A 20,055-nucleotide genomic window follows, 5' to 3' on the forward strand; every position below is an offset into this window, starting at 1 on the left:
CTGCATCCAAGGCGGAGCGATTGCCCGGCACCGAAACGGATAGCGCGCCCGGCCCGGCACCCGCCCGGCCTGGCGCGCTTTCCCGCATCACGGACCGCCGAATTCACCCAAGGTCCGCAGCGCGGGCCGCGACGCGGATGCAGCGATGCCCAAGGTCACAGTAGACGGACAGGAAACGGAAGTTCCGGACGGCGCGACCGTCCTCCAGGCGTGCGAGATCGCCGGCAAGGAAATTCCGCGCTTCTGCTATCACGAAAGGCTCAGCATCGCCGGCAACTGCCGCATGTGCCTTGTCGAGGTGAAGCCCGGGCCGCCCAAGCCGCAGGCCAGCTGCGCGCTGCCGGCCACCGAAGGCCAGGAAATCCGCACCGACAGCGAAATGGTCAAGAAGGCGCGCGAGGGGGTGATGGAGTTCCTCCTCATCAACCACCCGCTCGATTGCCCGATCTGTGACCAGGGCGGCGAATGCGACCTGCAGGACCAGGCCATGACCTATGGCCGCGGTGCGTCGCGCTATGACGAGAACAAGCGCGCGGTCACGTCCAAGAACATGGGTCCGCTGATCAAGACGATCATGACCCGCTGCATCCACTGCACCCGCTGCGTGCGCTTCTCCGAAGAGATCGCCGGGGTCGATGAAATCGGCGCGCTGTATCGCGGCGAGGACATGCAGATCACCACCTACCTCGAACAGGCCGCGCGGCACGAACTCTCCGCCAACGTGATCGACCTGTGCCCGGTCGGCGCGCTGACGAGCCGGCCCTATGCCTACGAAGCGCGTCCGTGGGAGCTGAAGAAGACGCTCAGCATCGATGTGTCGGACGCGGTGGGGGCGAACATCCGCCTCGACAGCCGTGGGCGCGAGATCCTGCGCGCCCTTCCACGCGTCAACGACGACGTGAACGAGGAGTGGCTGTCCGACAAGGGGCGCTACATGGTTGACGGGCTGGCCCGTCGCCGCCTCGACAAGGTGTGGATCCGCCAAAAAAGCGGCAAAGGGCAGGGCAAGCTGGCCGAGGCGAGCTGGGACGATGCGTTCAAGGCCATCGCCAAGCCGTTGAAAGGCAAGGACAAATCTAGCATCGCCGCCATCGCCGGCGACCTCATCGATTGCGAGACGATGTTCGCCGCTAAGGCGCTACTGGGCGCGCTCGGCAGCGACATGCTGGAAGGCCGACAGACCGGCATGGACTACGACGTGTCCAGCCTCTCCGCCGTCGCTTTCAACACCACTTTTGCGGAGATCGAGAACGCCGATGCGATCCTGATTGTCGGCAGCCAGGTCCGTGACGAGGCCCCGCTGGTCAACGTTCGCCTGCGCAAGGCGGCAAAGCGCGGGGCGAAGGTGTTCGTGGTCGGGCCGGAGTGGGAAACGACCTACCCGGCGGAATTCCTCGGCGACGATGCGGGCATGCTGCACGACCTGCCGGGCCATGTTGCCGATGCGATGAAGGCGGCCGAAAGGCCTGCGATCATCGTCGGCGGGGCAGGGCTTGCCAAGGGCGCGCTCGCCCCCGCGCTGGCGTTGGCCGAGACTTTCGGCGTCGTGAAGGACGGCTGGAATGGTTTCAACGTGCTGCACATGGCCGCCAGCCGCATGGGCGGGCTGATGCTCGGCTATGCGCAGAAAGGCGGTATTGCCGATATTGCAAAGGCGGCGCCGAAAGTGCTGCTGGCGCTGGGCGCAGACGAGGTCGACTTCGCACCGTTCGCGGACAGTCTGAAGGTCTATATCGGCCATCACGGCGACAAGGGTGCGCATGCGGCGGACATCATCCTGCCGGCGGCCTCCTACGCCGAAAAGGACGGCACTTACGTCAACACCGAAGGCCGCGTGCAATATGCGGAAAAAGCGGTGTTCGCGCCGGGCGATGCGCGCGAGGACTGGACGATCCTGCGCGCGCTGGCCGATGCACTGGGCGTCGATGTCGGCTTCGACACGTTCGGGCAATTGCAGTCCGCGATGATCAAGGCGGTGCCGGCGTTGGGGCAGGAAGGGCTGGCCGATTACGGCGCTCTCCCCAAGGCGGACGGCAAGGCGAAAGCTTCGGGCCAGATCGCCTATCCGATCGCCGACCACTATCTCACCAACCCGATCGCGCGCGCCAGCGCGGTGATGCAGCAGTGCAGCGCCGAGCTGCGCGGCGCCGACCTGGCGGAGGCGGCGGAATGAGCTTCTATCGCGCCGTCGCGGGCAAGGCCGGAATGATTCTGGTGCGGATCGCGCTCATCCTGTTCGTCGCCACCTTCGTCCTCGGCGTTCTCACCATGCGCGACACGGCGGCCATGAGCACGCAGTTCGGCGGGGAAAGCGGGCTGGCGCCGCAGTCCCTGATCGTCACGCTGGTGCAGGCGCTCAACTCCGCAGTCTGGCCGCTGGTCGGCGCGGGCATCATCTTCGCCCTCGAAGCGCGCAGCGGCGGGAGCACGTTCGAATGACCGAGACCTTCATCTCCTGGGGCATGGACCCGAACTGGGCATGGGCCGTCGCGACCATTGCTGGCATCCTGCTGATTGCCTTGCCGCTGTTGCTGAGCGTGGCGATGATCATCTATGTCGACCGCAAGGTCTGGGCATCTATCAACCTGCGCCGCGGGCCCAATGTGGTCGGGCCCTTCGGCCTGCTGCAGAGTTTTGCGGACGGGTTGAAGGTGTTCCTGCAGGAAACCATCATCCCGGCGGCTGCGAACAAGGGCATGTTTCTGCTCGCGCCGATCATCACCTTTAGCGTGGCCCTGCTCGCCTGGGCGGTGATCCCGTTTAATTCGGGCGCGGTGCTGGCCGATATCAACGTCGGGCTGCTCTATATCTTCGCGGTCAGTTCGCTGGGCGTGTACGGCGTGGTCATCGCGGGCTGGGCCTCCAATTCGAAATACCCGTTCTTCAGCTCGATGCGGGCAGCCGCGCAGATGATTTCTTATGAGGTCTCGATCGGCTTCATCCTGATCTGCGTCGTCCTTTACGCCGGCACGTTCAACATGAACGAGATCATCGAAAGCCAGCGCGGCCATGGCCTCGGCATCGTCAACGGCTACTGGTTCAATTTGCTGCTGTTCCCGATCTGGGTGATGTTCTTCATTTCCAGCCTGGCCGAAACCGCCCGCGTTCCGTTCGACCTGACCGAGGCGGAAAGCGAGCTCGTCGCCGGGTACCAGACCGAATATTCCTCCATGAGCTTCGCGCTGTTCTGGCTCGGCGAGTATGCCAACATCCTCCTGATGTGCTCGCTCAACACGATCCTGTTCTTCGGCGGCTGGCTGCCCCCGATCGACTGGGCTCCGCTGTACGAGGTCCCCGGCTTCATCTGGTTCCTGCTGAAGACGTTCTTCTTCTTCTTCATGTTCAGCTGGGTGATGGCGACCGTGCCGCGCTACCGCTACGACCAGCTGATGCGGCTGGGCTGGAAAGTCTTCCTGCCGATGAGCCTGATCTTCGTCGCCGTGATTTCCGGCTGGCTGATGTTTACCCGATATGGAGGTGCGGCATGACCGTCGCCCAGCTCGTCAAGTCGTTCACCCTCTGGGAGTTCGTGAAGGCGCACGCCCTCACGCTGAAGTATTTCTTCAAGCCCAAGGTGACGATCAACTACCCGTTCGAAAAGAACAAGCTGAGCCCGCGTTTCCGCGGCGAGCATGCCCTGCGCCGCTATCCCAATGGCGAGGAACGCTGCATCGCGTGCAAGCTGTGCGAAGCCGTATGCCCGGCGCAGGCCATCACCATCGACGCCGAACCGCGCGAGGACGGCAGCCGCCGCACCACGCGTTACGACATCGACATGACCAAGTGCATCTACTGCGGTTTCTGCCAGGAAGCCTGCCCGGTCGATGCCGTGGTCGAAGGGCCCAATTTCGAATACGCGACCGAAACGCGCGAAGAACTCCTCTACGACAAGGCGAAACTGCTGGCAAACGGGGACAAGTGGGAGCGGGCGATCGCCGCGAACCTTGAAGCCGACGCGCCCTATCGCTAGGCGGCGCGCGAGACCACACGGGGCATCATGATCCAGACCTTAGCCTTTTACCTGTTCGCCTTCATGGTGATCGCGTCGGCGACGCTCGTCATCATGGCGCGCAACCCGGTGCATTCGGTCATGTGGCTGATCCTCGCCTTCTTCAACGCCGCGGGATTGATGGTCATCGCCGGCGCGGAATTCATCGCGATGCTGCTGGTCATCGTCTACGTGGGCGCGGTCGCGGTGCTGTTCCTGTTCGTGGTGATGATGCTCGACATCGATTTCGCGGAGCTTCGCGCTGGCTTCATCCGCAACTTCCCGCTGGGCATCGCGATTGCCGCCGTGCTGCTGGCGGAACTGGTGCTGGGCATCGGTGCCTATCGCGCCGGCGCGCTTGAACTCGGCGCGCCGAGCGGTGCTGCGGCTCCGCTGGCAGGCCAGAGCAATATCGAGAACGTCGGCGTACTGCTCTACACCCGCTATCTCTTCCTGTTCGAACTGGCCGGCATCGTCCTGCTGGTGGCGATGATCGGCGCGATCGTGCTGACCCATCGCAAGCCTGCGACCGAGCGCCGCGGCCACCAGAACATCGCGAAGCAGAACGCGCGCAATCCGAACGAGGCGACCGTGATGAAGCAGCCGCAAGTGGGCGAGGGGGTCGAACTGTGACCCTTCGACAAGCTCAGGATGAGCGGACCAAAGGAGCTACGCGCTCATGATTGGCATCGAACATTATCTCGTCGTCAGCTCGATCCTGTTCGTGCTCGGCGTGCTCGGCATCTTCCTCAACCGGAAGAACGTGATCGTCATCCTGATGGCGATCGAGCTCATCCTGCTGAGCGTGAACATCAACCTCGTCGCCTTCAGCGCCTTTCTCGGCGACCTGACGGGCCAGGTATTCGCCATGTTCGTGCTGACCGTTGCTGCGGCCGAGGCCGCCATCGGTCTTGCCATCCTGGTCATCTATTTCCGCCGCCGCGGCACGATCGCGGTCGACGATGTCAGCCAGATGAAGGGCTAACGCGCCGTGCAATCGATCCTGATCATCGTCTTCCTGCCCTTGCTCGCGGCCATCGTCGCCGGGTTGGGCAACCGGATGCTCGGCAACACCGTCGCCAAGTCGATCACGACCGGCGCGCTGCTGGTCGCGTGCGGCCTGAGCTGGCCGATCTTCCTCGGCTTCCTTGGCGGGAGCGCGGAGGCGACTGTCGTCCCCGTGCTCCAGTGGGTGCAATCGGGCGACCTGACCTTCGACTGGGCGCTGCGTGTCGATACGCTGACTGCCGTGATGTTGGTGGTGATCACCACGGTCTCCGCATTGGTCCACGTCTACAGCTGGGGCTACATGGAGGAGGACCCGGACCAGCCGCGTTTCTTTGCCTATCTCAGCCTCTTCACCTTCGCCATGTTGATGCTGGTGACCGCCGATAATTTGGTCCAGATGTTCTTCGGCTGGGAAGGGGTGGGCCTGGCATCGTATCTCCTCATTGGCTTTTGGTTCCGCAAGCCGAGCGCCAATGCCGCGGCGATCAAGGCTTTCGTGGTCAACCGCGTCGGCGACCTCGGTTTCATGCTGGGTATCTTCGGCGTGTTCCTGGTGTTCCAGACCACTTCCATTGCCGAGATCAATGCGAACGCCGCAGGCATGGCGGGCAGCACGATCGGTTTCCTCGGCTACCGCGTCGACACGCTGACGGTGCTGTGCATCCTCCTGTTCATCGGGGCGATGGGCAAGTCGGCGCAGCTCGGTCTGCACACCTGGCTGCCCGACGCGATGGAGGGGCCGACGCCCGTTTCCGCGTTGATCCACGCTGCTACCATGGTCACCGCCGGCGTCTTCATGGTCTGCCGCCTGTCGCCGTTGTTCGAAACCTCGCCCATCGCGCTCGGCTTCGTGACCACCATCGGCGCGGCCACCTGCCTGTTCGCCGCCACGGTCGGGACCACGCAGTGGGACATCAAGCGGGTCATCGCCTATTCCACCTGTTCGCAGCTCGGCTACATGTTCTTTGCCGCCGGCGTCGGCGCTTACGGCGCGGCGATGTTCCACCTGTTCACCCACGCTTTTTTCAAGGCGCTGCTGTTCCTCGGCGCGGGCAGCGTGATCCACGCGATGCACCACGAACAGGACATGCGTTATTACGGCGGCCTGCGTAAGGAAATCCCGCTTACCTTCTGGGCGATGATGGCCGGTACGCTGGCGATCACCGGGGTCGGCATTTACGATCTGCACGTCGGTTTCGCAGGGTTCTGGTCCAAGGACGCGATCCTCGAGGTCGCCTACGCCCGTGGCGGCAATTTCGGCACCGGCGCGTTCTGGGTCGGCGCCTTTGCCGCCCTGCTGACCAGCTTCTACAGCTGGCGCCTGATGTTCCTGACCTTCTGGGGCGAGCCGCGCTGGGCGCAAAGCGAGCACATCCAGCACGCAGTCCATCACGGGCACGACGAGCCCGACGAGCACAATCCGCCCGTCCAGGAAGACGCCGGCCAGCTTCACGACCATCACGTGCCCGCTGCCGACCAGAAGGACGGCACTGGCGGCTATCACCCGCACGAAAGCCCGTGGGTCATGCTGGTGCCGCTTGCCGTGCTGGCACTGGGCGCTGTGTTCGCGGGACAGGTGTTTGCCGGCAACTTCCTCGACGAGGCAGGCTTCTGGAACGGCGCGATCGCCTACAACGCAGAGCTGATGCATGCGATGCACGAGGTGCCGAAGTGGGTTAAATACACCGCCTTCGTCGTCATGCTGCTCGGCTTGCTGGGGGCCTGGTATGCCTACATCCGCAACACCGACGTGCCCGAAGAAGCGACGCGCCAGCTAGGCCCGATCTACAAGTTCGTGCACAACAAGTGGTATTTCGACGAGCTATACGCCCTGCTGTTCGTGAAGCCGGCGTTCTGGCTCGGCCGCAAGCTGTGGATCATCGGCGACAAGGGCATCATCGACCGCTTCGGCCCCGATGGCGCGGCATGGGCCGTGTCGAAGGGTAGCGGGGTCGCCTCGCGCGTCCAGTCGGGCTCGCTCAACGCCTATGCGCTGGTGATGCTCCTCGGCCTTGTCGCCGCCGTGACGTGGGTGCTTTTCTGATGGGGAGCTTTCCGATCCTTTCCGTAATGCTCCTCGTGCCGCTCGCGGCTGCGATCGCATGCCTGTTCCTCGACGCGAAAGCCGCGCGGATGACGGCGCTGGTCGCCACGCTCATCGACCTTGCGCTCGGCATCGCGCTGTGGGCCAATTACGATATCGGCGGTGCGCAGTGGCAGTTCGTGGAAAGCGCGCCGCTGTTCGCAGGCTTCTCCTACGCGCTCGGTATCGACGGGATCGCGCTACTGCTGATCGTGCTCAGCGTGTTCCTGATGCCGCTCTGCATCCTCGCCAGCTGGGAAGCCATCGACAAGCGCGTCGGCGAATACATGGCCGCCTTCCTTTTCATGGAAGTGCTGATGATCGGCGTGTTCGCCGCGCAGGACATCTTCCTGTTCTACATCTTCTTCGAAGCCGGCCTGATCCCGATGTACCTGATCATCGGGGTGTGGGGCGGGGCCGACCGGATCTACGCCAGCTACAAGTTCTTCCTCTACACGCTGCTCGGCTCGGTGCTGATGCTGGTGGCGATGCTGTGGATGGTGAATACGGCGGGCACCACCGACATTCCCACGCTTATGCAGTTCGATTTCGCGCCGGAAGCGCAAACGTGGCTGTGGCTCGCCTTCTTCGCCAGCTTCGCGGTGAAAATGCCGATGTGGCCGATCCACACCTGGCTGCCCGACGCGCACGTCCAGGCACCAACGGCGGGCTCGGTCATCCTGGCAGGCGTGCTGTTGAAGATGGGCGGCTACGGCTTCATCCGCTTCAGCCTGCCGATGTTCCCGGAAGCTTCCGCGCAGTTCACGCCGCTGATCCTGGGCCTGTCGATGGTCGCGGTGGTCTACGCCAGTCTCGTCGCGCTGGTGCAGAGCGACATGAAGAAGCTGATCGCCTATTCCTCGGTCGCCCACATGGCGATCGTGACGGCGGGCCTGTTCGCCTTCAACGTCCAGGGACTCGAAGGCGCGATGATCATGATGCTCAGCCATGGTCTCGTCTCGGGCGCGCTGTTCCTGTGCGTCGGCGTGATCTACGATCGGCTGCACACGCGCGAGATCGACCGGTACGGCGGGCTCGCGATCAACATGCCGTATTACGCGCTGTTCTTCCTGCTGTTCACCATGGCCAGCATCGGCCTGCCGGGTACCAGCGGCTTCGTCGCCGAATTCCTCAGCCTTGCGGGTGTGTACGAGGTCAGCAGCACGGCGACTTTCGTGCTGACGACCGGCATCATCCTGGGCGCCGGCTACATGCTCTATCTCTATCGCCGCGTCGCATTCGGCGGACAGGTGAACGAGGATGCGGCCGCCATGCACGACATGAATGCGCGCGAATGGATCATCATGGCGCCCATCGCGGCCGCCGTGCTGTGGATGGGCGTTTATCCCGAAAGCTTCCTTGCACCGATGCGCAGCGACATCGCCGCGCTGGAAGCCCGCGTCGCGCGCGCCGCGCCGCAAGGCGACGCGAAACTGACCGCGCCGGACCCGGAAGCGGTCGCGGCATTGCAGGCAAAGGCCGAAGCGGCCGCAGAGCACGGTTCTGAGGGGGACCACTGATGGAACTCAAGACCTCCCTCCTGCTGATGCTGCCCGAGCTGGTATTCAGCGTCTCGGGCCTCGTCCTGCTGTTGATGTGCGCCTGGATGGGCGACAGGGCCGCGCGCCTCATCTCGATCCTGACTGCCGCCGTGCTCGGCGCCGGTTTCGCCATGGTCCTGCCGCTCGCGATCGGCGGGGCGTCGGGTCCCGACACGATCGCCTTCTTCGGCCAGCTGCGCGCCGATGCCTTCGCCAGCTTTGCCAAGCTGCTGATCTACCTGTCGGGCATTGCCGCGCTGATGATCGCGCCGAAGTTCTTCGGCCGCATCGGCGCCATGCGCGGCGAATATGCTGTGCTGATCCTCTTCGCCACGCTGGGCATGAGCGTGATGGTGTCGGCGACCGACCTCGTTTCTCTCTACATCGGCCTCGAACTCAACAGCCTCGCGGCTTACGTGATGGCGGCGTTCCTGCGCGAGGATGACCGTTCCGCCGAAGCCGGCCTGAAGTATTTTGTCCTCGGCTCGCTCGCCAGCGGCATCCTGCTGTTCGGCATGAGCCTGACGTACGGCTTCACCGGCACGACGAATTTCGCCGGCATCAGCGCGGCGATGGGGACGGACCTGTCCACCGGGGCGCTGTTCGGCCTGATCTTCGTGCTGGCGGGCCTCGCCTTCAAGATCAGCGCGGTGCCGTTCCACATGTGGACGCCCGACGTATACGAAGGCGCGCCCACGCCGGTGACGACCTTCTTCGCGACCGCTCCCAAGGTTGCTGCCATCGCGTTGCTGACCCGCGTGTCGATCTCCGCCTTCGGCAGCGTTGCGACCGCGTGGCAACAGGTCGTGATCATTGCGGCGCTCGCCTCGATCGTCTGGGGCGCGCTCGGTGCCATCGGCCAGTCGAACCTGAAGCGACTGCTCGCCTATTCCTCGATCAACAACGTCGGCTTCATCCTGATCGGCCTCGCCGCGGCGACTGTCGCCGGGGTGAGCGGCGTTCTGGTCTATCTCGTCATCTATGTCGCGATGTCGATCGGCAGCTTCGTGGCCGTGCTGATGCTGCGCGATGCAGAGGGTGCGCCGCTGGAACGTGTGTCCGACATCGCCGGTCTCAGCCGCACGCGGCCGATCCTCGCCCTGTGCCTTGCCGCGCTGATGTTCAGCTTGGCCGGCATCCCGCCGCTGTTCGGGTTCTGGGGCAAGTTCGTGGTGTTCCAGGCCGCGGTGGAGGCCGACATGCTCGCGCTCGCCGCCATCGGTATCGCCGCCAGCGTGATCGGCGCGTTCTATTACATCAAGATCGTGAAGGTCATGTATTTCGACGATCCCGCGGGGACCGCAACGGGCGAGGCGGAGACCTCGCAATGGGTCCTGCTTGGGCTGAGCGCGCTGTTCATCTCGCCGCTCGGCTACCTGCTCACGCCGTGGCTGGGCCAGATGGCGGACAAGGCGGCAGCCGTGCTGTTCGCAACCATCGGCTGATTTGAACCCACGTATCGAAATACTGGCGGAAACCGGCTCTACCAATGCCGACCTTGCCGCGCGCCTCGCTTCCGGCGAGCATGTCGCCGAAGGCGCGTGGCTGGTGGCCGATCGCCAGACGGCGGGGAAGGGCAGGCAGGGCCGCGCCTGGTCCGATGGCAGCGGCAATTTCATGGGTTCGACGATCGTACGGCGCGGACCGAACGATCCTGCCGCGCCCACGCTGGCCCTGCTGGCGGGGCTCGCCCTCTATGAAACGGTTTCGCCGGTGGTCGCAGGTGCCGCCCTGCTGGCGCTGAAATGGCCCAACGACCTGCTGCTCGGCGGCGCTAAGCTCGCCGGCATCCTGCTGGAAGGCGTCGGCGATGCGGTGATCGTGGGCATCGGCGTGAACCTCGCGCAGGCTCCCGACCTGCCCAACCGGCGGACCGCCGCACTGTCCGACCTCGGCCCCGCTCCCGACCGGGACCTGTTCGCCCGCGAACTTGCGAGTAACTGGATCGTCGAGCTTGATCGCTGGCGCCAGTTCGGGCTCGATCCGGTCCTGCGCCGCTGGACAGCGCTGGCCCACGCCGCCGGCAGCAGTCTGACCGTTCACGAACCCGATGGCACGACCGTATCCGGCGCATTTGCAGGGCTGGCGCAGGACGGGGCGTTGCAGCTAAGGCTGGTGGATGGAACCACCCGCATCGTCCACGCCGGCGATGTCCACTGGGAAGGACGCTGACCATGCTGCTCGCCGCCGATGTCGGAAACACAAACGTCGTCTTCGCCCTGTTCGACGGCGAAACGCTGCGCGGCCGCTGGCGGATTGCGACCGATCCGCGCCGCACGGGGGACGAATACGCCGTGTGGCTGCTCCAGCTGCTCGAGATCGAGGGCGTGGGCCGCGACGCGATCGCGCAGATCGTCTTCGCCTCGGTCGTCCCGCGCGCCGATCACAACTTGACCGTGCTGTCGGAAAAATACTTCGGCATCACCCCCATCTTCGCTGGGCAAGGCGATGCGGCCTGGCGGTTCCAGATCGATGTCGACCAGCCCAGCTCGCTCGGCGCGGACCGCGCGCTCAACATCCTTGCCGCGCACCAGAAATACGGGGGCGACCTGATCGTGATCGACTTCGGCACCGCGACGAAATTCGAGGCGATCGATTTCGACGGCGCCTACAAGGGCGGCAGCATTGCCCCCGGGATCAACCTCTCGCTCGATGCATTGGTGGGCAAGACGGCCAAGCTGCCGCGCATCGCCATCCGTGCCCCCAAAAGCGATACCGTGATCGGAAAGAACACGGAAGAACAGATGCTTATCGGGGTATTCTGGGGCTACGTCGCAATGATGGAAGGCATCGTTGCGCGGATGAAGGCGGAAATCGGCCGGCCTGCGAAAGTGGTCGCCACGGGCGGTCTCGCCATCCTGTTCGACGAGGCGACCGATATTTTCGACTACGTCGACGCCGACCTTACCATCGAAGGGCTGCGCATCGTGGCCCGGCAAGCGAGTTCATGAAAACAGATTACACGCCGGAAAACGAACTTCTCTTCCTCGCGCTGGGCGGGTCGGGCGAGATCGGTATGAACGTCAACCTGTACGGCTGCGACGGCAAGTGGCTGATGGTCGACTGCGGGATGACTTTCAGCGGGGGCGAATATCCCGGCGTCGACCTCGTGTTCGCCGAAATAGACTTCATCGAGGACCGACGCGACGACCTGCTCGGCATCGTCCTCACCCACGCGCACGAGGACCACATCGGGGCGCTGCCGTACTTTGCGGAAGAGCTCGGCGTGCCTCTCTATGCCACGCCTTTCACCGCGGACCTGATCGAGCGCAAGCTGCAGGAAGCCGGCATCGCGGGCGATATCGAACTCAACATCATCCCCGACGATCATGGCAATTTCGACCTGGGCCCGTTCAGCATCACCTACATCCCGCTTGCCCACTCGATCGCGGAAGGCAACGCGCTGCTAGTCGATACGCCTTACGGCCGCATCTTCCACACGGGGGACTGGAAGCTGGACGAGGAGCCGGTGATCGGCGAGCCGGCGACCGAAGAAGAACTGCAGGACATCGGCGACGAGGGTGTGCTGGCGCTGGTGTGCGATTCCACCAACGTCTTCAACCCGAACCCTTCTGGCAGCGAAGGCGCGGTCTATCGCGGCCTGCTGGACGAGGTGCGCAAGCATTCCGGCAAGCGCGTGCTCGTCACGACCTTCGCTTCCAACGTGGCGCGGTTGCAGACGCTCGGCGCGGTGGCGGAGGAAACGGGGCGCAAGCTCGTCGTCGCCGGGCGCTCGCTCGACCGGATGATCGATGCGGCGCAGAACAACGGCTATCTCGAAGACCTGCCCGACATCGTCGATTTCGACACCGCGATGTCCCTGCCGCGCGGCGAGGTCATGATCATCGCGACCGGCGGGCAGGGCGAACCGCGCGCCGCCTTGTCGCGGATCGCTGAGGAGAACCACCCGCTCGAGCTTACGCGCGGCGACGTGGTGCTGTTTTCCAGCCGCCAGATCCCGGGGAACGAGATTTCCATCGGCAAGGTGCAGAACCGGCTTGCCGAGCGCGGGATCGTGATGATCACCGACCGGCAGAGCATGATCCACGTGTCCGGCCATCCCGGCCGGCCCGAGCTGGAAGCGCTCTATTCCTGGCTTCGGCCCGACATCCTGGTGCCCGTCCATGGCGAGCGGCGGCACATGGAGGAACAGGCGCGGCTGGGCTTGGCATCGGGCATCGAGCACAACGTTGTGCAATCCAACGGCGACATCGTTCGCCTCGCACCGGGCCGGCCGGGCCGGATCGGGCAGATCGAAACCGGGCGCCTCGTGCTGGATGGCGACATGATCGTGCCCGCCAACGGCGAAGCGATCACCATGCGACGCCGGATGGCAGCCGATGGCGTGCTGCTGGTTGCCTTGTTCAACCACGGCCCGCAGATCGAGGGCATCGGCCTCCCGCTTGACGAGGATTACGACGCCTTCATCGACGAGGCGAAGGCCGATGTGACCAAGGCGCTCGCCAAGCTGAAGGGCGCGGCCCGCCGCGACCGTGACCAGATCAGCGAGACGGCACGCCTCGCCGCCCGCCGCTGCGCCCAGCGCTGGACCGGCAAGAAGCCCCAGACGCGCGTGATGCTGCCGGAGGGGTAGGGCGATGGGCTGGATTTCCATGCAGTGGACTTCGGTCCTCGCGATCTACGTCCTCTTCTGGGCGCTGACCGCTTTCGTCCTGCTGCCCTTCGGGATTCGCGCGGCCTCCGACCGGGGAGTCGATCCCGAAGACCGTATCCCCGGCCAGGCGGACAGCGCGCCGGTCAATTTCCGGCCCGGCAGGCTGATCCTTCGCGCGACCATCATCGCGGCGATCCTGTGCGCGCTCTATATCGCGAATTACGAGGCGGGCTGGATCACCGCCAGCGACCTCGACATGACGCAATACCTCCTGCCGGAAGGCAAGCACTAGACCGCATCAATCGCGCAGGCGGTCGATAGCCTGGGCCAGCGCGACGTAGAGCTTGCCCATGTCGGACGAAAGCATCGTGACCGACAGCGCATTGCCGTCCCGCGTCGACAGAAGGATGCGCAACATCGCTTCGAAGTCGTGGATGTAGCGGTTCACATGCTCGCGGAAATCGCTGTCTTCCTCGTAGATGTCGGCGATCGCGCGGGTTTCCTGGCTGTCCAGCAGGCGCACCGCGCGCCGGGTGAAGATACCGCGGTCGCCCTTGAGATAGGCGGCCCAGGCCGTGTCGCTGACTTCGTTCGAAAGCGCTTTCGACAGGTCAATGGCGTTCGAATTGAGGCTCTCGGTGATAAGCGCAACGCGGCGCGAAAAATCGTGGTCGACCTGCTCTTCCGCCCGGCCGCGCGCGTCCGCCACGCGGCGTTCGAGGTTGCCGGTCAGCTCGTTCACCATTGCAAGTTGATCGCGCAGCTGGGCTGCCGCCTCGCGCCCGCCTTCGGCCGCCGCGGCGGCTGCCGCATCGAGCGAGGCGATGGCCGCGCTGCTGCTGTCCTGCATCGCGCGTTCGATAGCCTTCGCGCTGCGTTCGCCGATCTTGCCAGCGTATGAGGCGACGGCATCTTCGCCGCCTTCACGCAGGTGGACGATGCTGTTCCTGACCGCCTCGTCGAGTTCTTCGAGAGCCTTGGTAATCCGGTCGCGCGCCGCTTCGCCTTCTGCCACGCTTTCGCCCAGGCGCTCGCGCAGGAGCGATAGCTGCTCGCCGGTCTTCTCCGTCTCCCCGCGCGCGTTGATGACATAGTCGCTGATGCTGGACCCGGTCCGTTCGACCTCGGCCATCTCGTCTTTCAGGGCTTCGCTTTCGCCGCGCAGGGCCTGAAGGCGCCCTTCCGCCACGGAAATCGCCTTGGGCAGGATCACCTGCGAATGCTCCGACCCCGCCTGGATCAGCTCGAGCAGGCGCACGCTGGCATCGGTGAGCTGCTCCACCGAGACGCCGGTGCTTTCGAGCATCTCGCGACTGCTGGTGAGCCGCGCGACCAGCGCATCGCTGGAAGAAGAGAGTTTGGCCGCTACCGCATCGTCCTCGCTGCGCAGCGCGGTGAGGCGCCTGTCCAGTTCCTCGATCCGGTCGGTCAACAATTCGCCCTGGGCGGTGAGCGATTCGATCCGGCCGAGATGCGCCGCCTGCCGCGTTTCCAGCGCACCGTCGAGCGCGGCCAACTTCTCCGCGAGCGTATCGCTCGCTTCGCCTGCCGAGGTGGCCATGCGCTGGCGTCGTGTCGCAAGGTCTTCTTCGAAGGCCCTGTTGCGCTCGACGATGGCGGCATCGACCCGCTCGGCCTCGTCGCGCAGCTCTGCAAGGCGCAAGTTTGCGGCTTCCAGGGCCTGCTGATCGATCCGGTCGACCTCAGCGATGGCGGTACGCAACCGGTCTTGCAACGCGGCGATGGTGGCGCCGAGATGGGCGGCCGCTGTTTGCTCGCTGTCGCGCACGTTTTGTGCGGTGGCGGCGGCGTTTTCCTGCAAGGCCGCAACCCGCCGCTCCAGCGCGGCGATGGCCTCGGCTTCGTCGGCGGCGAGTTGTTCGCGCGTTTCGTCGAGCCCGGCTTTCAGCACATCGGCACGGCGATGGATCGCGGCCAGCGCTTCCACTTCGTTGCTGTCGAGTTCCCCGCGGAAGGCTTTGCTCCGTTCGCGCAGGGCGACGAAACGCTCTTCGGACAGGGCCTCGATCTGGCCGGCGCGCAATTCGAGTTCGGCCAGCACCGCGCCCACTTGGTCGCGCAGGCCGTCGACCTGGCGCTCGCTGGCGGTGCCGAAATCGTTGAGACGGCGGAAACCGGCGACCAGCGTTTCCAGCTGCTCCTGCGCGCCTTTGCCGGCGGCACCGATCTGGTTGGCGACATCGCGGGCGGAATTGGCGACGACGGGTAAGTCGCCGCGCAGCCGCTCCATGTTGTCGAGCGCGGTCGTGCTGACTTCCGCGATGCGGTCGACATTGCGCTGGTTCTCGCCGATCAATTCCTCGATCCGCGCCGCGTTCTCGGACAGGCGCTGGGCGGCCACGCGGCCGAGATGTTCGAGGTCGCGGCTTTGCGCGGCGATGAATTCGCGCGCCAGGCTGAGCTCGCGGTTGGTGGCGGTGAGCCGCGTTTCGAGCTGGGCCGATTCGTGGGAAAGCGCAGCCGCGGCCGCGCCATAGCGCCGCGCCTCGACCCGCGAGTTTCGCAGGGCGAGGAACCATACGGCGAGGGTGAGTACGACGGGCACGGACCAGCTGACGATCATGTCCGCCCATTCGGCAGGGGCAGCGCCGTCCAGGAAAGCGGCGCGGTTGACCCAGCCGAAAAAGCCGGTCCAACCGGCAATGGCGAGCAAGGCCAGGGTCGGCGCGATCCAGCTGCGGCGCATCGCCGGCCTTTCGCTTTCTTCCTCGTCCCAATCCTCGTATTCCGCCTCCGTTTCGTCGGCCAGGCGGTCGGTATCGGCAAGCTCGAGCGTGCCGTCGGGCTGGTGTTCCGTGTCGACCGGAACGAGGTGGGAACCGTTGCTCATGGCCCGAGCATAGCACCATCGGGGGCAGGATAAACCACGTCTTAACCACCGCTGCCCTAGAGCCCTGCGTCATGGCGTTTGAATCAGGCGATCTCGATGCGACACTGGCAGCGGCGGCGGGCGACGATCCGGCGCTGTTTGCCGAGCTGCGCACCGCGTTTTTCGAAAGCGTGGAGCGGCAGGTGGACTTGCTTTCCCGCGCCCGCTGCGACGGCAACTGGGCCGTTTCCGCAATGCGACTGAAAGGCCTTGCCGCCAGCTTCCAGGCCGATGACCTAATGCTGCTGGCCGAAGAAGCGCTCGACGCGGCACCGGGAGAACCGGGCGTCGTTCGCCGCCTGAAAGCCTATCTGACGGATTTTCCGCAGGCCTGACCGCTTCCGGCGCCACACTGCGCTTGGCTTGAAACCGCACCTCGCTTAAGTCCCGCAGCGCAATTTCGGGAGGTTTCGCACGTGCGCATCGCATTGCTGACATTGCCTGTGGAGGAGGCGGGGACGGTCCATGTCCTTGGCCGCGCATTGGCGGAATGGCAGTGCGAAATGGCGCTGGCGCTGGGTTGTGAGCGCATCCTGCTCGTCGCGCCTGCGCTGACCGAACCTGCGCTCGACATACAGCACCAGGCGGAAGCGGGCGGGGCGAAGTTCCAGATCGTCCCCCACGCGCACCGCTTGCTCGGCCAATTGAAGACGGACGACGAGCTGCTGATCCTCGACCCGGCATTGCTGGTGCGGGGCGAGGCCGCGCGCGAGATGCTCGATACACCGCGCCGCATTTTCGTGATGCCGGAAACGGCGGGCGAGAGCGGCTTCGAGCGGCTCGATCGCGAAACACTCTGGGCCGGGGCTGCATGGCTTCCGGGCGCGATGGTCGAGCGGCTCGCCGATCTCGACAGCGATGCCGAGCCCGCCAGTGCCCTCCTGCGCATCGCGGCCGGCCTTGGTGTGCGGCGGCAGCATCTGCGCGATGAAGCGCTCGACAAGGCGGACTGGGCTGCGCTCCATTCGCAACAGGACGGCTTGGAAGTGGGGCGCGAGATCACGACCGACCGTCTGGGCGCGGCGCCCGTCTCGCCCGGCGATTGGCTCGCGCATCGCCTCGTGCGCCAATGGCTGGTGAATGGGCAAGCGGCGGGCAGGGTGGGCCGGATTGCCGCAGGCGCCGGAGCGGTTTTCCTGGGGGGAGCGATCGTGCTGCTGGCGCTCGGCTATGCGCTCTATAGCGTGCCGCTTGCGGGGCTGTCTTGGTTTGCCGGTACGATCCTGGCCCATTCGGGCAAGGTTTCCGGGTGGAAGCGAGGCGCGATGCTGATCGTACCGCTCGCATCGCTGGGGGCGCTCGCCGCTGCACTGGCGGTGATACTGGCGCGCAGCTGGACGTGGACGATTGCAGGGTTCGTGATCGCGATGGTCGTCGCTTGGGCTATCGAGGCCGTGCGCGGCGCAGGATCGAGCGGCAGCTGGCTGCGCGACGGCGTGTTCCTTGCGGTGGTGATCGGAGTGACCGGAGCGCTCGATATCGCATTCCTCGGTGCGACGGGGCTGATCGCGCTGGCCATCGGTGCCATCTGGACCGCGCGCCTGCGTACGCGTTCCTAACGCGGAATTAACCAGAACCGCATATGGCCGGGCACATGACATCTTCGGGCGAGGAGAACGCGCGCGGCACCGCCGACGCGCAGGAGCTGGCCAGCCGGCTCGCGCGCGGTGACGCGATGCGCGCCAGCGTCACGCCGATCCTGCGCCATATGCTGCTGCATGACGACAACGCCCTGTTCTCCGACGAGATCATGGCCCGTGTCCACGGCTTCGTCTGGCATATCGCCGTCCAGCTTCTCACCGCCTACGCGCGGGCCGACGGTGTCGCGGATGCGGAAGACTACGCCGCCGGCAATGCCGAGATGCTGACCGAGTATCTGTGCGCCGACGAGGGCTTGCTCGGCCATCTCCACGCGCTCGCACTGGAAGCTCGGCTCTCGGAACGGCTGGGCGAGCGCGGGATCGTCGACCCCATCGTCCCGCCGTTGGTGCAGGGACTGGTCGCCGCCAAGGACGAGACGGTCGCCGAAATGGCCATGGGCCTCATCGCCGCGCAGGCCCGTTTCCTGGAACAGGCGCGGCGCATGGAATTGCCGCTGGCCCAGTTGCCGGCAGACCATTTCGGCAAGGCGCTCGATATCCTCAAGTTGTGCGCGGGAGATGCGGCGGCTGGATCGGGCGCAAAGGCTTCGGACAAGCTGCGTGCGGATTACTCCGAAGCGCGTTCGCGCCTCGGCCTTGCCTCGCGGCTGGTGACCGGGCTCGGCCAGAATGCCCGCGCCGCATTGACGGTCGACCAGTCGGGCGCGGCGTTGTTCACGACCGCGATAGCCATGGCATCCCGCCAGACCCGCGACGTGATCGTCGTGTCCTGCAACGACCGCCGCGCTTCGCGCCTGGGCCTCGCCCTGAAAGCGGCAGGCCTGAAACAGCGTGATGTCGAGGCGCAGTTCGCCTATCTCGAGATCGATCCGGCACTGGCCGAGGATTTCGAGGCGGTTAGTGCTGCGATGGCTGCGCAAATGATCGGCGGCGCAGACTGATGGCCGGCATCGGCCCCGAATTCATCGCCCGCGGTTTCACCGACGGTTCGGACACGCTGGTCAGCGCGGACGAGCCGCTCGCCTCGCTGCAGCTTGCGTGCGGCGGCGAATTGCCGGGAAAGCTGGCGGTTCCGGCCCTGCTCGAACTGGTGCGCAAGGCGCGCAGCTACGACCTCAAGCTCGCCCGGGCAATCACCGCGCAGGACGAGGACGACACGATTACCGCATGGGCCGAAGTCACTCCGGAACGCGCGAGCGGCGGCTGTGCGATCGGGCTTGCCAATTGGCAGACCGTACCGCGCGCCGAGAACGACGGTGCGGAGGCAGGCGCACGGCGCGAAATCATCGAGCGGCAGGCTGCCGAACTGACCGCGCGGCTCGACAAGGACCAGAACGTGCTGGCCGCTTCGGCAAACGGGCCGGCGCTGGCATCGCTGGCGCGGGCGATGCAGGCCGGCGCCGGACGCGCGTGGACGCAGTTCGCCCGTGTCGCGGGCAGCGCTCATGACCAGCCGCTCCACTGGCGCCTGCTCGACGGCGCAGAAATCGCTATCGATGGCGACCCGCGTAGCTGGCAGGCGACGCTGATCCCCGTGGGGAAGGGGCGCCCCGGCAGCGAAGGATTCGAACTGTTGCTTGGCAGCTTGCAGGCTCCGCCGCGTATCGACCCGGCCGCTGGCGCACAGACCGCGACGTCCGCCGACCGGCTCGAAGCGACCGTCGGGCGGGAAATCGCCCCCGTGCTGCGCCAACCGATCGCCCGCATCATCGCGAATGCGGAGACTATCCGCACGAAGCTCGCCGGTCCGCTCGCCGACGAATACAGCGACTACGCCGCCGATATCGCGGCAGCGGGTCAGCACCTGATGGCACTGCTCGACGATCTCGCCGATCTCGAAGTGGTGGAGAACGAGAAATTCACCACCGCGCCCGACCAGATCGACCTCGCCGATGTCGCGCGCCGCGCGGTCGGCATCCTCGGCGTACGCGCCCGCGAGCGGGGCATCGTGATCGAAGGGCCGCCGGAAGGCGAGACGGCGCCGGCAACCGCAGAATTCCGGCGGGTCCTGCAGATCCTGCTCAACCTGGTCGGCAATGCGATCCGCTATTCGCCCGAAGGCGCGACCATCCGCCTGTCGTTGCAGGGCGACGCGCGCATGGCCCGCATCACCGTGGCCGACGAGGGGCCGGGAATTTCACCGGAGGACCAGGCGAAAGTGTTTAGCAAGTTCGAACGCCTGGGCCGCAGCGGCGACGGCGGATCAGGCCTCGGCCTTTATATCTCACGCAGGCTGGCCCGTGCGATGGACGGCGATATTGCCGTCGAAAGCGAAGCCGGGAAAGGCGCGCGCTTCACCCTGTCGGTGCCCGCGCGCGCCTGACGCGGA

At 65.5% G+C, this 20,055-nt stretch carries 18 protein-coding genes; 17 read left to right on the plus strand and 1 reads right to left on the minus strand.

Annotated elements, in window-relative coordinates; all coding sequences use genetic code 11:
* Nucleotides 1-145 precede the first annotated feature (145 nt).
* From nuoG to QQW98_RS11045, 13 genes are read left to right on the plus strand one after another with little or no spacing between them, the layout of a single operon-like run.
* Nucleotides 146-2,173, plus strand: a complete 2,028-nt coding sequence (gene nuoG, locus QQW98_RS10985; RefSeq protein WP_290134981.1) for an NADH-quinone oxidoreductase subunit NuoG — start codon at nucleotides 146-148, stop codon at nucleotides 2,171-2,173.
* Nucleotides 2,170-2,439 carry a hypothetical protein gene (locus QQW98_RS10990; protein ID WP_290134982.1) on the plus strand — a complete coding sequence of 90 codons (270 nt, stop codon included), beginning with the start codon at nucleotides 2,170-2,172 and terminating at the stop codon, nucleotides 2,437-2,439. The genes nuoG and QQW98_RS10990 overlap by 4 nt, the downstream gene beginning before the upstream one ends.
* Entirely contained in the window at nucleotides 2,436-3,488 is a 1,053-nt protein-coding gene (gene nuoH, locus QQW98_RS10995) for an NADH-quinone oxidoreductase subunit NuoH (protein WP_290134983.1), read from the plus strand. The genes QQW98_RS10990 and nuoH overlap by 4 nt, the downstream gene beginning before the upstream one ends.
* Nucleotides 3,485-3,970, plus strand: coding sequence for an NADH-quinone oxidoreductase subunit NuoI (gene nuoI / locus QQW98_RS11000; RefSeq protein ID WP_290134984.1), 486 nt, complete (start codon nucleotides 3,485-3,487; stop codon nucleotides 3,968-3,970). Before nuoH ends, nuoI begins: the two co-directional genes overlap by 4 nt.
* Before the next feature lie 27 nt (nucleotides 3,971-3,997).
* Nucleotides 3,998-4,621, plus strand: a complete 624-nt coding sequence (locus QQW98_RS11005; RefSeq protein WP_290134985.1) for an NADH-quinone oxidoreductase subunit J — start codon at nucleotides 3,998-4,000, stop codon at nucleotides 4,619-4,621.
* A 46-nt stretch (nucleotides 4,622-4,667) separates the two neighbouring features.
* On the plus strand, nucleotides 4,668-4,973 hold the full coding sequence (nuoK, locus tag QQW98_RS11010) for an NADH-quinone oxidoreductase subunit NuoK (RefSeq protein ID WP_290134986.1): 306 nt from the start codon (nucleotides 4,668-4,670) through the stop codon (nucleotides 4,971-4,973).
* 6 nt (nucleotides 4,974-4,979) lie between these two features.
* Complete coding sequence (gene nuoL, locus QQW98_RS11015) at nucleotides 4,980-7,040, plus strand: NADH-quinone oxidoreductase subunit L (protein ID WP_290134987.1); 2,061 nt, start codon at nucleotides 4,980-4,982, stop codon at nucleotides 7,038-7,040.
* Nucleotides 7,040-8,599 carry an NADH-quinone oxidoreductase subunit M gene (locus tag QQW98_RS11020; protein ID WP_290134988.1) on the plus strand — a complete coding sequence of 520 codons (1,560 nt, stop codon included), beginning with the start codon at nucleotides 7,040-7,042 and terminating at the stop codon, nucleotides 8,597-8,599. Before nuoL ends, QQW98_RS11020 begins: the two co-directional genes overlap by 1 nt.
* On the plus strand, nucleotides 8,599-10,065 hold the full coding sequence (gene nuoN / locus QQW98_RS11025; protein ID WP_290134989.1) for an NADH-quinone oxidoreductase subunit NuoN: 1,467 nt from the start codon (nucleotides 8,599-8,601) through the stop codon (nucleotides 10,063-10,065). Before QQW98_RS11020 ends, nuoN begins: the two co-directional genes overlap by 1 nt.
* 1 nt (nucleotide 10,066) lies before the next feature.
* Nucleotides 10,067-10,792 carry a biotin--[acetyl-CoA-carboxylase] ligase gene (locus QQW98_RS11030; protein ID WP_290134990.1) on the plus strand — a complete coding sequence of 242 codons (726 nt, stop codon included), beginning with the start codon at nucleotides 10,067-10,069 and terminating at the stop codon, nucleotides 10,790-10,792.
* 2 nt (nucleotides 10,793-10,794) lie between these two features.
* Nucleotides 10,795-11,571, plus strand: coding sequence for a type III pantothenate kinase (locus QQW98_RS11035; protein ID WP_290134991.1), 777 nt, complete (start codon nucleotides 10,795-10,797; stop codon nucleotides 11,569-11,571).
* On the plus strand, nucleotides 11,568-13,214 hold the full coding sequence (locus tag QQW98_RS11040; protein ID WP_290134992.1) for a ribonuclease J: 1,647 nt from the start codon (nucleotides 11,568-11,570) through the stop codon (nucleotides 13,212-13,214). The genes QQW98_RS11035 and QQW98_RS11040 overlap by 4 nt, the downstream gene beginning before the upstream one ends.
* Nucleotides 13,215-13,233: 19 nt before the next feature.
* Nucleotides 13,234-13,527, plus strand: coding sequence for a DUF1467 family protein (locus tag QQW98_RS11045; protein WP_290136930.1), 294 nt, complete (start codon nucleotides 13,234-13,236; stop codon nucleotides 13,525-13,527).
* Between the two features lie 6 nt (nucleotides 13,528-13,533).
* Here QQW98_RS11045 and QQW98_RS11050 read toward each other — a convergent pair whose 3' ends face one another.
* Nucleotides 13,534-16,086, minus strand: coding sequence for a coiled-coil domain-containing protein (locus QQW98_RS11050; RefSeq protein WP_290134993.1), 2,553 nt, complete (start codon nucleotides 16,084-16,086; stop codon nucleotides 13,534-13,536).
* Between the two features lie 71 nt (nucleotides 16,087-16,157).
* Between QQW98_RS11050 and QQW98_RS11055 the strand changes: the two genes are divergently transcribed.
* From QQW98_RS11055 to QQW98_RS11070, 4 genes are all read left to right on the plus strand, one after another.
* Nucleotides 16,158-16,460 carry an Hpt domain-containing protein gene (locus QQW98_RS11055; RefSeq protein ID WP_290134994.1) on the plus strand — a complete coding sequence of 101 codons (303 nt, stop codon included), beginning with the start codon at nucleotides 16,158-16,160 and terminating at the stop codon, nucleotides 16,458-16,460.
* Between the two features lie 81 nt (nucleotides 16,461-16,541).
* A complete protein-coding gene (locus tag QQW98_RS11060) occupies nucleotides 16,542-17,684 on the plus strand; it encodes a hypothetical protein (protein ID WP_290134995.1) in 1,143 nt (380 codons plus the stop codon).
* Nucleotides 17,685-17,719: 35 nt separating this feature from the next.
* A complete protein-coding gene (locus tag QQW98_RS11065; RefSeq protein WP_290134996.1) occupies nucleotides 17,720-18,667 on the plus strand; it encodes a hypothetical protein in 948 nt (315 codons plus the stop codon).
* Nucleotides 18,667-20,049 (plus strand): sensor histidine kinase, encoded by a 1,383-nt coding sequence (locus tag QQW98_RS11070; protein WP_290134997.1) that lies wholly within the window; start codon nucleotides 18,667-18,669, stop codon nucleotides 20,047-20,049. The genes QQW98_RS11065 and QQW98_RS11070 overlap by 1 nt, the downstream gene beginning before the upstream one ends.
* The last annotated feature ends 6 nt before the right edge of the window (nucleotides 20,050-20,055 follow it).

It is taken from the genome of Alteriqipengyuania flavescens, assembly GCF_030406725.1.
Lineage (GTDB): Bacteria > Pseudomonadota > Alphaproteobacteria > Sphingomonadales > Sphingomonadaceae > Alteriqipengyuania_B > Alteriqipengyuania_B flavescens.

What these genes read in the sequence shown, in the direction of transcription:
- nuoG (WP_290134981.1), top strand. Translation starts at nt 146, where the DNA reads ATGCCCAAGGTCACAGTAGACGGACAGGAAACGGAAGTTCCGGACGGC.
- QQW98_RS10990 (WP_290134982.1), top strand. Translation starts at nt 2,170, where the DNA reads ATGAGCTTCTATCGCGCCGTCGCGGGCAAGGCCGGAATGATTCTGGTG.
- nuoH (WP_290134983.1), top strand. Translation starts at nt 2,436, where the DNA reads ATGACCGAGACCTTCATCTCCTGGGGCATGGACCCGAACTGGGCATGG.
- nuoI (WP_290134984.1), top strand. Translation starts at nt 3,485, where the DNA reads ATGACCGTCGCCCAGCTCGTCAAGTCGTTCACCCTCTGGGAGTTCGTG.
- QQW98_RS11005 (WP_290134985.1), top strand. Translation starts at nt 3,998, where the DNA reads ATGATCCAGACCTTAGCCTTTTACCTGTTCGCCTTCATGGTGATCGCG.
- nuoK (WP_290134986.1), top strand. Translation starts at nt 4,668, where the DNA reads ATGATTGGCATCGAACATTATCTCGTCGTCAGCTCGATCCTGTTCGTG.
- QQW98_RS11020 (WP_290134988.1), top strand. Translation starts at nt 7,040, where the DNA reads ATGGGGAGCTTTCCGATCCTTTCCGTAATGCTCCTCGTGCCGCTCGCG.
- nuoN (WP_290134989.1), top strand. Translation starts at nt 8,599, where the DNA reads ATGGAACTCAAGACCTCCCTCCTGCTGATGCTGCCCGAGCTGGTATTC.
- QQW98_RS11035 (WP_290134991.1), top strand. Translation starts at nt 10,795, where the DNA reads ATGCTGCTCGCCGCCGATGTCGGAAACACAAACGTCGTCTTCGCCCTG.
- QQW98_RS11040 (WP_290134992.1), top strand. Translation starts at nt 11,568, where the DNA reads ATGAAAACAGATTACACGCCGGAAAACGAACTTCTCTTCCTCGCGCTG.
- QQW98_RS11045 (WP_290136930.1), top strand. Translation starts at nt 13,234, where the DNA reads ATGCAGTGGACTTCGGTCCTCGCGATCTACGTCCTCTTCTGGGCGCTG.
- QQW98_RS11050 (WP_290134993.1), bottom strand. Translation starts at nt 16,086, where the DNA reads ATGAGCAACGGTTCCCACCTCGTTCCGGTCGACACGGAACACCAGCCC.
- QQW98_RS11055 (WP_290134994.1), top strand. Translation starts at nt 16,158, where the DNA reads ATGGCGTTTGAATCAGGCGATCTCGATGCGACACTGGCAGCGGCGGCG.
- QQW98_RS11065 (WP_290134996.1), top strand. Translation starts at nt 17,720, where the DNA reads ATGACATCTTCGGGCGAGGAGAACGCGCGCGGCACCGCCGACGCGCAG.
- QQW98_RS11070 (WP_290134997.1), top strand. Translation starts at nt 18,667, where the DNA reads ATGGCCGGCATCGGCCCCGAATTCATCGCCCGCGGTTTCACCGACGGT.